The organism is Acinetobacter sp. Ac8, from assembly GCF_055392545.1.
The window spans coordinates 2,619,251-2,631,875 of sequence record NZ_AP043689.1; the positions used below are offsets into that span (position 1 = coordinate 2,619,251).

Sequence of the window (12,625 nt, forward strand, 5' to 3'; positions counted from 1 at the left end):
TATGAAATTTTCAGAATATATTCAATATGATGGTATCGGTTTAGCACAGCTTGTTCAAAACAAAGAAGTACAAGCACATGAATTATTAGAAATCGCAATTCAACGTGCTGAACAGGTAAATCCTAAAATTAATGCGATCGTTATTCCGATTTATGAACAGGCATTAAAAAATACCCAAAACTATGCAAATGGCCCCTTTTCAGGTGTACCGTTTTTGCTCAAAGATCTACACCAAGAATATGCAGGTGTCGCAACTTCATTTGGTTCTAAAACATTTAAAAATGCTAAATATATTGCCAAAGAAAACTCAGAAATCGTCAATCGCTGGGTAAAATCGGGCGTGGTTACTTTTGGTTTAACCAATTCGCCAGAGTTTGGCATTAAAGGTATCACTGAACCTGAGGCTTGGGGCAGTTGCAAAAATCCGTGGAATTTAAAACACAATAGTGGTGGTTCTTCTGGAGGTTCTGCTTCTGGCGTGGCAGCAGGTATCGTACCAATTGCAGGTGCGAGTGATGGAGGCGGTTCTATTCGGATTCCAGCCTCGTATTGTGGCCTATTTGGTTTAAAGCCAAGTCGTGGACGTACACCTTGGGGACCTGAAATCAGTGAAGCAATGCATGGGGCTGCGATGCAACATGTATTGTGCAAATCAGTCCGTGACAGTGCCGCAATGTTAGATGCTACTCAAGGCTCAGATCGCACGGCGCTTTTCAATATCCAAAGTCCAACTGAACGCTATTTAGACATCATTGAAAAAGCCCCAAAACGTTTGCGAATTGGCTTTTCCACTGTTTCCCCAATTGGAACCAAAGTTTCAAAAGATGCAGTACAAGCCATTCAAAAAACCGCCAAACTTTTAGAATCTTTAGGACATATTGTTGAAGAAGCAACCCCTCAGATTGACGGTATGGCGCTTGCCAAAGACTTTATTACCACATGGTTTAGTCAATGCGCTTATACAGTCAATCAAGTCAAACAGCGATTTGGTGCAACAGATCAGGATTTTGAATTAGATACTTTGGCAATTGCAGCATTTGGTGCCAAAGCTTCTGCTGTGGACTATATTAACAACCTCAATAACTGGGGTGTTTATGTTGCAAAAATGAACCATTTCTTTGAGCGTTATGACTTATTTCTGATTCCGTCTACAGCCTCAGTTGCACCTAAAAATGGTGAGGTAAAAACACCATCTTGGCAGGTTCCGATTTTAAAAGCCCTGCTCAAAGTCGATCAAGCCCACTTACTGGCAAAAGGTAAGCTGGTTGAGCAAATGATTAAAAATAATTTGCAATGGGTTCCATTTACCCAATTGGCCAATATCACGGGCTTACCTGCCATGTCAGTACCTTTATATTGGAATAAAGATAATCTGCCCTTAGGTTCACAATTTATTGCACCTTTTGGACGTGAGGATGTGTTATTACAACTGGCAGCACAATTAGAACAAGTACAACCTTGGGCAGCTAAATATAAAGGTATTGCGATATAAATTTTATCAGCTTAAATATTCACATTAGACATCTGGTACTGGTGTGAATATTTTTTGAGAATAGCGTGGCATTGCAAGCTTTTCAATCATACATATTCATTTTTATAGAAGAGTATAATTTCCATAAGTTATAAAGTTTGCTTTCATAAGACTATTCTTAATTCGCTACTTTAATCATCTATATAGAAATGAGAAACATCACGCAATCAATATACATCACGTAAGTAACGTTTTTGTTCAATCAACTGCTCAAACTGATTTTCACCTAAAATATCGATTAATACTGTTTCAACCCCTTGTGCCATCCCTTTTAAACTACCACAAATGTAAATTGATGCACCTTGCTCAATCCATTGTTTAAGTTGTGCTGATTTCTCCAATACACAATCTTGTACATATTTCTGATTATCTGTATCACGTGAAAACGCATAATCAATTTGCGGTAGTACAGACTGTTGTTGCCATAGATTCAATTGATCTGCAAAGCCAAGGTCAACTTGGTACTGACGTTCGCCATAAATTAACCAGTTTTGCTGAAAAGACCATTCTGCGCGTTGCCGAATATGTGACATCAAGCCTGCTATCCCAGAACCATTTCCAATCAGAATAATAGGCCGATCATTTTGAACCAGATAAAATGCGGGATTTGAACGAACTCGACAAAAAATTTGCTCACCTAAAGCCAGCGCATGGGTAAGATAGCCTGAACCCAGCCCTAAACCTGTTTGATGAACTTCTCGTCTGACCACCAACTCAATCTGATTTTGCGATGTAATACTGGCAATCGAATATTCACGAATCGGTAAGTCTTCTGCCTGTGCCAACCATTGCTCAAATGCCGTTGAATGTTGCATGGCATCAAATGAACGTAAATTCTTAAACCGCAATAATTCTATTGGGTGATTAGCCTGAAGCACACTGGAGTTTTGAAGATTAAAATGATCTAAAAATGCCTTGATTTGTGAATCTGTATTGGCACATTGAATTTCAAGAATATCACCAGATTTCCAACATAATGCTTCAACTTGGGTAAACACAAGATGATACATTGGATGCCCTAAACTGCCTTGATTTAACAAATGGCGTTCAGATAACACCACAGAATAAAACGGATGTTGTGTCAATTGAACAGGTTGAACGGAAAATTGCGGCAAAACTAGGTTAAGTTGAGTTTGCCATTCCGTCAGACCTGTAGGGTTTAGTTGATCAACACAAATCATGGGAAATAAAGCTTGTGCATGGTTTTCAGTTAGCCATAAATCCAATTGTCTACCAAAATTACAGAAATTTGCATAATGCGAATCACCAAAAGCCAACACAGCACACTCAATGTCATTTAAATCAAATGACTTTGTCATTACGTTTTTAACAAACTGACGTGCTGAATCTGGTGCATCACCCTCGCCATAAGTACTAACGATCCATAGAATCTTTAAGCTACGTTTAAATAAAGCGGCATTCACCTGTTCAATACTCAAGCACTGAACCAAATAACCTGAAGCAGACAATTGCTGGGCTGTTTGCAAAGCAAAACTTTCTGTCTGCCCTGACTGACTTGCATATATAATCAAATATTCATCGGCATTTCGGGCTAAATTGCGTTTTGATTGAGGTCTCAATAAAAGCAACAGAAAAATGCCATGAAATATAAACAAGATTGCTAAAAATATAAGTACAGTCAGTACAGCATGTGTCATTGTTCTAACCTTTTATACCACTGTCCAAACCAGAAGCATCAATAACGCTAAGCTGAATACCGTCAAGAAAAGATGTGTTTTTAAGCGAGTCTTAATACTTAAAAATAGGATATAGCCTGCCAATGATAAGATCGTAATGATGATTGCACTGATATCAATCAGCCAAGTCCATGCTTTACCCGCATTTTTTCCACGGTGCAAATCACTGATCAATGAAACGGTAGAGGCTGGTTTAAGTGTAATTTCAGCTTGACCATTGTCTAAAGTAACCCAAATATCTGTTGAACCTGCTGGGCTTGCCAAATGAATCATGACCTCATTGTCCATGACTTCACCACTCTTATAACGACCAATGACTGCATGATGTTGTCGTAGATAATCTACGATTTGAGTGCTTGGATTCTCTTGGTCTTTAATTTGAGTCAGGACATTTTCAGGTAAAGTAATCGTTTCAGTATTTTCATCTGTTGCAGGGGTAAACCATTCAGGGTGGTTTAAAATTAATCCCGTAACAGCAAAAAAGATTAATACAATAAAGGCAAAAGCTGATAACCAGCCATGCACATAACGTGCATGGCGGTAAAAATCTCGACGTTGATACACAATTAAACTCTCATCAAAATTTTTATCAAAACACTTATCCGAACAGGTATAGTCAGCAAATTAATTCACTTTCTGAAAATTCAGTTTGACGACACCAATTTCCTTTTGTGCAGGTAAATTTTGAGAGGACGCTTTTGCTTTTACGTCCAAGTTAAAGGTTTGATAAGAATGATCACCATGCTCACGTGACGCTTCAACATGTATTTGATACTGCCCTGCATCTACAGTTTTACCATTGTCATCTTTACCATCCCAAGCCAGCTTATAATTACCTGGTTGGCGTGACGGTTTAGCAACTGCATCCAAGTTCGTTATTTGACGACCATAACGGCGCCACCATACATAGTTTGAATTAATCCATTTTGGGTCTTTGCCCCAAGCAGCAAGTGTCCGCACTAGTTTTTTATCACTGTCGGTCACCCAGATCGAGATATAAGGTGCGCGATAATTTTCCACAACCAATTTGGGAATAACCAAATCGATCACCGCTTGATAACCTGCGGGCCATTTTGCTGAAGCATTTGCTGCAACATTATGAAAATCTGCGGGCTGTGGCAGTTGAACCAAAGCATTCCAACCTGTGCTTTGATGCGTTTCACCCGTTGATAGTGTCAGTTGAGCTTCATAACCGAGCAAAGATTCGATCAGTTGCATGCCTTCTGCTGGCTTCATCACAGTTAAGGCTGTTGCTAAAGCATCTGCATCCGCAGCACATTTTCCAACAACTACACATTGCTCAACATGTTGGATTGGCAAACCGGTATGTGGATCTAAAAGATGAGATTGCCCCGCCAGACTACGATAACCCTGACCACTGAATGCGACCGCTTGGTCTTTTAAGTTTAAAACTTGGCTTGGTGCTAGATTGTCATAGTGATTAAAGGCATCTTGTACACCAACATTCCAACCCGCTTGATTGGGTGAGGTTCCCCAAACGCGCATGTCACCACCAATATCCAGTAAAATACCTTTTAAATTCGGTACCGTTTGACGTGCTGCAATTAAAGCTCGATCAATAATATAGCCTTTTGCATAGCCATCTGGTGCAAAAGTAACAGAGCTATCCATTTGCACACTTTTTGTTTTTTCATCCAAGCGAACACTGTTGTCTTGCAACTGCGAAAGCAATTGATCACGTGTACTTTGATCAATTTCAATCACACCATTGACCTGTTGCCACATTGCAATCAAATTGCCCAAACGTGCATCAAATGCGCCACAGGTTTTACCACGCCAAGCTTCACATGCAGCGATGACTTGATACAAATCCGAAGATGCTGTGAGATGCTTTTGTTGGTTGAGTTGCGAAATTTCACTGTCATTTTGCCAAGTTGATAACACTTGATTCAAATCAGAAATTTCTTTTTCGATTGCAGCTGTTGCACGCGCAGCTTCTTGTTGCGAAGTTCCAGTAATCACCACATCTAAAGATGTACCCAAAACATGATCACGATGGAAATGATGACTTTCCAATTCAACATGGTTATTGCTTGTAGCAGAAACCTGCACTGTTTTTGCATTACTATGCAGTGGAGATATCAGTGCTAATGCCATGACCAGAGGCGAAAGACGAAATACGGCACGAGTTGAGGGTGAACGTCTGCTTGATGAGGACATACGGATAGTCTCTGAATTTTGTTAAAATAATATTGATAATGATACTTGTTATCAAGTACATTATGTAAAATATTTTAACTTAAGTTTACAGGACGCTTTAAATGAATCAATGGCTCAAAATTGCCTTGCTATCTGCATTACCCGTAGTTGGTTCTGCACATACCATCAGCCCTTTTATTCTCCCTGAAGTTTTTGATACCAGCGCATCCCAAAATGTAAGCTTCCAGAGTTCACTGACCCTTGAAAAATTTTTTGTTCCCAGCATTAACTTTAAAACCAGCTATCTCATTACAGATCCTAAGGGTCAGCAAATAAAAATAAACCCTGCTGCCGAATTAAAACGCTTTAATGTTGCTGAGTTTGATCTTCCAAGTGAAGGGACTTACCGTATCCGTACAGATAATGCTTTAGGGAATAGTAGTAAATATGCCCTTATAGATGGTCGATGGTTACGTATCCGCCCTGTACGTCAGCAAAATGCAAATATGCAAGCGCCTAAACCAGAACAACCAAAAGCCGATGCTGAAAAAAAACCAGTAACACCACCACAACCGCCACGTTCAGTTTCAGCAGACCAAGTCCCTGCAAACGCACAAATCTTAGAAGTTAAAAACAATATTATTGCTGAAAGCTTTGTCACCAAAGGTAAACCAAGTCCTGTCCCAGCAATCACTAATAAAGGATTTGAAGTTAAGTTTTTAACCCATCCAAATGAATTGTTTGCGGGTGAATCATTAAAAGCGCAGATTTTACTCAATGGCAAAGCTGTACCAAACCTTGAAGTTGATGTGTTTAAAGGCGCCAGTAGTTATGAAACCAGTGCACAACGTGAACAACCACATGTAAAAACCAATGCAAAAGGTGAAGTGGAAGTTAAATTTGAAAAACCTGGAATTTATTTGATTACGACTTCTTATCCAGAGGCTAATCCTGACAATAGCAAAAAGCCAGAAAGTGAGATTTTTACTTATGGTCTAACCGTTGAGGTTGCTGAGTAAATCCTATTAAGATCTTAATTTTTATTTAATAATTAGTATATTTATTAAGTTCTTTCACAAGTCTTTTTAAAAGCATAAATCGACATAAAAGTACCCTTATCCTAGCCTTCTCCCAGTGGGAGAAGCAACTTTCAATACCAATATGATTCAATTCAAATGATCTTTTTTCAATCTATCAAAGAGACCGAATCAAAATTTATAATAATAATCAATTAGATAGATATAAAAACTTGCATTACGCTAAAATTAAAAGACTTTAGCATTTTTTTGCATAAGTAAATCAACAATCAAGACAACCACTTATACAAAAAAGTCATAAGATATGCCTGTTTTTTGATATCTGGCAATATAAGTCATGTTTGGTCCTGTTGAGTTTATTCTAGCTGGCGTTTTAGTCGGCTTCTGTGTAGGTATTACTGGTGTAGGCGGTGGTTCTCTTATGACCCCCATCCTGATTAGTTTATTTCGAATAGAACCACACATCGCAATCGGAACAGACCTACTCTATGCGGCTATTTCTAAGTTTTGTGGCTCAATGGTTCATGCTAAAAAACTGAATATTGTTTGGCCGATTGTTCTCTGGTTAGCCTTGGGCAGTGTCCCTGCTTCATTTATCACCCATTGGGTTTTAGACAATTACCTCAGCAGTTCAACGCACTACAAAGCCATTTTAACCATGGTGTTAGGCTTTATGCTGACCATAACAGGCTTGTCTATTGTGTTCCGTTCTAGGATTGAAAAATTCTTTGCTAAATTTCGTGCAGAAAAGCAAGATTTTCATGAGGCTAATAATTTCAACATTGAAGGCAAACGCACTTATGTTGTGATTATGGGGATTGTACTGGGTGTATTCGTGACCCTTTCTTCTGTAGGTGCTGGCGCATTCGGTATCATGGCGCTGATCCTCATGTTTCCCAATTTACCGATGATTCGTATCATTGGTTCAGATGTGGTACATGCTGTTTTGTTAACCTCTGTTGCTGGTTTTGCGCATATGACATCTGGCAATGTAGATTTTCATCTGCTTGGATGGTTACTGGTGGGCTCAATTCCTGCAATTGTGATGGGGACCTTGATCAGTTCTAAAATGCCAGAAAAAATGATTCGCAAGGTTTTGGGGATCACCCTATTTGCCTTGGGTATTAACTTTATCTTAAACCCAGTTAAATCCAAACCTGTAGAAAAACCACAGGCTGCAATGGTGACGCCATCCGTCCAACAACCACAGGTTTAAAATTAAACTTTTATTGATAACTAATAATTATGAATTGACCGTAAAGTTTTAATGATTTATTTATGACAAAACTTCGGCCAATTCGTGTTATATTCTGACCACTAAAAATACTTTCTGTATGTTTCTAATACCCAGTGACGGCAATGAATACATTAAATTCAAATCCAATTACTCAATCAGATATTGATGACGTGAATGTCCAAAGCATTCAAACGCTGGTAACCCCAGCGGAACTTAAAGCTGAATTACCATTAAATGAAAATGCCTACCAAACTGTACTTCATGGTCGGGAAACTGTTCGTAATATTTTAGATGGTAAAGATAAACGTCTATTTGTTGTGATTGGCCCTTGTTCTATTCATGACCCTGTTGCAGCACATGATTATGCAAATCGTTTAAAAGTATTAAGTGAAAAAGTAAAAGATACTTTATATATCATCATGCGTGTTTATTTTGAAAAACCTCGTACAACCGTTGGTTGGAAAGGTTTGATCAATGATCCAGATATGAATGATTCTTTTAATATTGAAAAAGGTCTACGTTTAGGTCGCAAACTATTGCTTGAGTTAAACGATAAAGGCTTACCTTGTGCAACTGAAGCGCTTGACCCAAACTCACCACAATATTACCAAGATCTTATTTCATGGTCTGCGATTGGTGCACGTACAACGGAAAGCCAAACGCATCGTGAAATGTCTTCTGGTCTTTCTTCACCTGTAGGCTTTAAAAACGGTACAGATGGTGGTTTAACCGTTGCAACCAATGCCATGCAGTCTGTTAAACATGGTCATAGTTTCTTGGGTTTAAATAACGAAGGCCAAGTTTCAGTGATTCGTACCAGCGGTAACCCTTATGCACACGTTGTATTACGTGGTGGTAATGGTAAGCCGAACTATGATGCGGGCTCTGTTGCTGAAGCGGAAAATGCGTTAGCAAAAGCCAAAGTCAGCAATAAAATCATGATTGATACCAGTCATGCCAACTCAAATAAAGATCCGTATTTACAACCGCTTGTGTTGAAAAATATCACTGAACAGATCTTAGATGGCAATAAATCTATTGTCGGCATTATGGTTGAAAGCCATATCAAAGGTGGACGCCAAGATATTCCTGAAAATCTGGCTGATTTAGAATATGGTAAATCGGTGACTGATGGTTGTATCGATTGGGAAACCACTGAAAAAGCGCTTCTGGAAATGGATGCAGCTTTAAAAGAAATTTTACCAAATCGTTAATTAATATAAAAACGCCATCTACATAGATGGCGTTTTTGTTTATGATGTTATTAAACATTTTCTGTAAGAATGCTATGAACGAACTTGAACAAGAACTCTGTCAAATTGCAAACTTCCAGTTTGTCCACGAACATTTACTGACTTCAGGTCAGCCGAGTGCTGAACAACTGAAACAGATTAAAGAATACGGCGTAGATACAATCATCAATCTGGCATTTACAGATGCCAGCTTACACCTTGAACATGAAGATAAAATCTGTGCTGAGTTTGGGCTCAACTACATTCAAATTCCAATCCATTGGGATACACCAGCAGATGATCAATGCTTATTTGTGTTAGATTTGATCGCGCATTTGGTACAGGAAAAAATCGTTTGGGTACATTGTGCAAAAAATATGCGAGTGAGTTGTTTGATGTATTTATATCGCCAATATTATATGGATATCGATATGCCAACCGCACAAGAGTTGATGCATCAAATTTGGGAACCCAATGAAACTTGGACCGGTTTAATACATGCCGTTGCCTTACAACTGCAAGGGCGTAAAGCCACTGAAGATTTACAACACTCTTTGATGAATGCGGATCAGTTTTTTTAAACCAGCATAACAACAGTTCAATCATTGATGTATTTAAGTAAAATCATCAACATGAACAAAAATAAGCGCCTTATGGCGCTTATTTTATTGTGATAACTTAATGTTTGATTTGCTTATTTGATCAATGGTTACTTGATTAGAAGCTGCTTGATCAAAGCTAAATTTTCAGCACGGGTTGCAGCCAAAATCAAACTGTTATTGGCAGTAAGATTTGTCCATTTTTGATTCCCACCAGTACCGCAATTATAACTAATCAAACGTGCTCGGTTATTGCTTAAATAACCATATTCCAAATCAAAACATTTTGAACCTTGCTCGATACGTTGCAGTGTGGCATTCATCGCCCACACTTGGCTTGCTGCATCATGGTTACATGAGCTTAGGTTAATCACACCACCCTGATTGGCTAAACACTGATCCATATATTTTTTGCTGTGGATTTTACCCATTGCATCGTAGATCCACTGTTCAGTGTCATCACCCGTGCAGCCGCTCTTACCACTGATATAAGCATTCAATTTGCCATTAGCCAGTGTTTCAACTTTTAGACAATTTGTCCCATTTTTAATACTGGAAACATGGTTTAAATTGAAATCAGTACTTAGTTCCAACTTTGCCACAAACTGATTAAATGCCTCAATTGCTTCTACATTGCCACTTTCAAGATCAGTTCGATATGCATTTATCCAACGATTTAAACGATAAAGTTTAATTTGCTGTTGGGTATAACGAACCATTTCTGTTTGCGCGTCCGCTGACAATTCAGTTTTAAATTGACGATAAGAGTCAAATAATAAGCGTGAATCCGCATCTAGGCTGACCACCTCTTTACCTTTATTATTCAGCAAAGCTTGTTCGAGTTGTGGCATTTCAAGTGTTCTTAATGCCGAATACTCTGCTTCTTTGCCAATAGAAACAAAAGGTGCCATTGCTTGTGTAGTGACTGGAATATTGATATTCGACAATTTCACTGCTTGCTGACCTACTTTTTGGCAGTAAAGATCAACATTTTGAGGCGTATCACTTTGTGCAAGGTTGATATGGAACTTATTGGCATTGCTACCTGAGTTTACCCTTTGTGGTGCAAGTGCAATATTTTCTACTTTGTTGGCATACTGCACATTTAACCAACAACTTGCAGCTGTGCCAGTCGTGTTGGCCTGAGGTAGATTAAAGACATTGCCCCAATTGCCTCGTGCCGCAGGATAAATGATTCCCACCTGATTAACTGGATCATAGCCACCTAAAATCGTATAAACAGGCACACTAAACAAACGTGGTTTTAAAAAGTTACCATCGGCACTGTTATACCAAACATTGCCTGAGTTTGGCGTTTTGGGTTGTGCATCAACCATTTCACGTGTTGCTGCATTCCATTTTTTATAACCTGTCGTAGAGTTTGGATCCCACACGTATTTATCAAAAGCAGGTTGAATTTTTAACCACATACTATAACCAGTATAGTGGGTATATTTGGAAATCGAGCTAGCGCTAGATCCACCACTCATGGCATCCCAACCATAGGCATAGAGATTTTGGAAGTTTGGTACACCATTACTGCCATCCCCTAAATTGGTATTGCCCCAATTTAAATTGCCACGCATTTTATTTCGAAATGCAATATATCCCCAGCCACTATCCGCATGGTGTGCAGACCAGAAATAATTTGTAGGACTTCCACTTGTTTCGACTGAGCCAGGATAATGCCCTAAACCATAGTGATGCCCGATTTCATGGCTAAATTCATTCCCCACCGAATCAATCAATGTCAAAATACCATTTCCACCACTTAAGCCGTGATTGGACTCACCATTGGCATATCTACCTCTGGCATGATGAATCACCACACTTTGAGTCACTTGTGGTTGCTCTTGGCTTTGCATCGATGAACTGGTGACACCCCAATTCGCTAAGTTAATTCCAACACTAAATGTTGATTTAGCAGTATTTTCACGCATATCTCCATCATAGACACCACCATTGGTTGCACTGACAGAATCGTAAATGACACCACTTGCAACCATGACCCGATTAAGCTTCATTTCATCGTATTTGCTGACAATCATTTTTGCAGCAGGGATGGTTTGGAAATAATCTGTTCCTGCTTTTTCAGGTTCCAACAGCATATAGTGACCATTGGATTTAGGTGCATCAGTCAATAAACCTAAACGAATACTTTGCACCACCAACTCGCCTGGTGCTGCAAAATCAATATCTGCCCCAGCTAAAGAACCACTGCGATTGTTTACAGGATCTATAATACGGATGGATAATCCTGAACGTACCTCATCCCACTTTAATGCTACTGACCATGCCTGTTTAGAGTACATCACCCGCGCTCGATCATCCTGATTAGATTGATCGGAAGCAGCAAGACGTGAAGGCTCTTTTAGATTTACAGTACGTATCAGTTGGTTACCTTGATAAATTTCCGCTTGTAATTTATCAACATCCCCCATTGAAACCAAAGGTGTAACCAATAACAAAGCATCTTTTTGCGTTGTTAAGCGTGGCATTTTATCCTGTTCATTATTCTTCGGATTGACCACATGGCTTTGGGCAAACTGTAGCATTGCAGCAAAGTCACCATTTAAATCATTGCGTAATAAGCGATTTCCACCCTGTGCATTAAAATCATAAAAGCCTAATACACTGCTTGAGATTTTATTTTTAACTGGTTCTGGATATTTTTCTACTACAGGTGGTGTTGTGCCTGTACCACCGTTTGAACCGCCTGAACCATTTTCAGGAGGTTGTGTTGTACCACCATTTGAGCCACCTGAACCACTCTCAGGAGGTTGTGTTGTACCACCATTTGAGCCGCCTGAACCACTTTCAGGAGGAGTCTCGGTTGATCCACCATTTGAACCGCCCGAACCACTCTCAGGAGGTTGTGTTGTACCACCGTTTGAGCCGCCTGAACCACTTTCAGGAGGAGTCTCCGTTGATCCACCTGAACCGTTGTCTGGAGTTTCTGGTGTACCATCCCCCGGTAACTCATTTGTACCATCGCCAGGGTTTTGCGGTATATTCGATGGCTGATCATTTGTTGAATGGCTATCACTACCGCCCCCACATGCGATAAGCATTGCTGAAAGCGTACAAATTGTTAAATATTTAAACCGTAATTGCATCACATATCTTCCCCAT

At 39.4% G+C, this 12,625-nt stretch carries 9 protein-coding genes; 5 read left to right on the forward strand and 4 right to left on the reverse strand.

Annotated features, from left to right (window positions below):
* The first annotated feature begins 1 nt into the window (after position 1).
* Complete coding sequence (locus tag ACZ5QH_RS12420) at positions 2-1,492, forward strand: amidase (protein ID WP_303576850.1); 1,491 nt, start codon at positions 2-4, stop codon at positions 1,490-1,492.
* A 206-nt stretch (positions 1,493-1,698) separates the two neighbouring features.
* Here the strand turns inward: ACZ5QH_RS12420 and ACZ5QH_RS12425 are convergent, their stop codons facing one another.
* The 3 genes from ACZ5QH_RS12425 to ACZ5QH_RS12435 are packed head-to-tail and all read right to left on the reverse strand — an operon-like array spanning position 1,699 to position 5,409.
* Positions 1,699-3,189 carry a sulfite reductase subunit alpha gene (locus tag ACZ5QH_RS12425; protein ID WP_303576849.1) on the reverse strand — a complete coding sequence of 497 codons (1,491 nt, stop codon included), beginning with the start codon at positions 3,187-3,189 and terminating at the stop codon, positions 1,699-1,701.
* 12 nt (positions 3,190-3,201) lie between these two features.
* Complete coding sequence (locus tag ACZ5QH_RS12430) at positions 3,202-3,792, reverse strand: PepSY-associated TM helix domain-containing protein (protein ID WP_151802376.1); 591 nt, start codon at positions 3,790-3,792, stop codon at positions 3,202-3,204.
* 60 nt (positions 3,793-3,852) lie between these two features.
* Entirely contained in the window at positions 3,853-5,409 is a 1,557-nt protein-coding gene (locus ACZ5QH_RS12435) for a DUF2271 domain-containing protein (RefSeq protein WP_303576848.1), read from the reverse strand.
* A gap of 101 nt (positions 5,410-5,510) precedes the next feature.
* Between ACZ5QH_RS12435 and ACZ5QH_RS12440 the strand changes: the two genes are divergently transcribed.
* The 4 genes from ACZ5QH_RS12440 to ACZ5QH_RS12455 all read left to right on the forward strand — a co-directional run bounded on the left by ACZ5QH_RS12440 (position 5,511) and on the right by ACZ5QH_RS12455 (position 9,475).
* Positions 5,511-6,407 (forward strand): DUF4198 domain-containing protein, encoded by an 897-nt coding sequence (locus tag ACZ5QH_RS12440; RefSeq protein WP_239045492.1) that lies wholly within the window; start codon positions 5,511-5,513, stop codon positions 6,405-6,407.
* A gap of 355 nt (positions 6,408-6,762) precedes the next feature.
* Positions 6,763-7,641, forward strand: coding sequence for a sulfite exporter TauE/SafE family protein (locus ACZ5QH_RS12445; protein WP_303576847.1), 879 nt, complete (start codon positions 6,763-6,765; stop codon positions 7,639-7,641).
* A gap of 143 nt (positions 7,642-7,784) precedes the next feature.
* Positions 7,785-8,876, forward strand: coding sequence for a 3-deoxy-7-phosphoheptulonate synthase (locus tag ACZ5QH_RS12450; protein ID WP_004719768.1), 1,092 nt, complete (start codon positions 7,785-7,787; stop codon positions 8,874-8,876).
* Between the two features lie 74 nt (positions 8,877-8,950).
* The gene (locus ACZ5QH_RS12455; RefSeq protein ID WP_303576846.1) at positions 8,951-9,475 is read left to right on the forward strand and encodes a protein tyrosine phosphatase family protein; all 525 of its coding nucleotides are present in this window, start codon (positions 8,951-8,953) and stop codon (positions 9,473-9,475) included.
* Between the two features lie 128 nt (positions 9,476-9,603).
* Here the strand turns inward: ACZ5QH_RS12455 and ACZ5QH_RS12460 are convergent, their stop codons facing one another.
* Entirely contained in the window at positions 9,604-12,609 is a 3,006-nt protein-coding gene (locus tag ACZ5QH_RS12460; protein ID WP_303576845.1) for a M66 family metalloprotease, read from the reverse strand.
* Positions 12,610-12,625 lie beyond the last annotated feature (16 nt).

Bases quoted from the DNA above. Each gene is read 5' to 3' on its own strand.
- ACZ5QH_RS12420 (WP_303576850.1), top strand. From the start codon at position 2: ATGAAATTTTCAGAATATATTCAATATGATGGTATCGGTTTAGCACAG.
- ACZ5QH_RS12425 (WP_303576849.1), bottom strand. From the start codon at position 3,189: ATGACACATGCTGTACTGACTGTACTTATATTTTTAGCAATCTTGTTT.
- ACZ5QH_RS12435 (WP_303576848.1), bottom strand. From the start codon at position 5,409: ATGTCCTCATCAAGCAGACGTTCACCCTCAACTCGTGCCGTATTTCGT.
- ACZ5QH_RS12440 (WP_239045492.1), top strand. From the start codon at position 5,511: ATGAATCAATGGCTCAAAATTGCCTTGCTATCTGCATTACCCGTAGTT.
- ACZ5QH_RS12445 (WP_303576847.1), top strand. From the start codon at position 6,763: ATGTTTGGTCCTGTTGAGTTTATTCTAGCTGGCGTTTTAGTCGGCTTC.
- ACZ5QH_RS12450 (WP_004719768.1), top strand. From the start codon at position 7,785: ATGAATACATTAAATTCAAATCCAATTACTCAATCAGATATTGATGAC.
- ACZ5QH_RS12455 (WP_303576846.1), top strand. From the start codon at position 8,951: ATGAACGAACTTGAACAAGAACTCTGTCAAATTGCAAACTTCCAGTTT.
- ACZ5QH_RS12460 (WP_303576845.1), bottom strand. From the start codon at position 12,609: ATGCAATTACGGTTTAAATATTTAACAATTTGTACGCTTTCAGCAATG.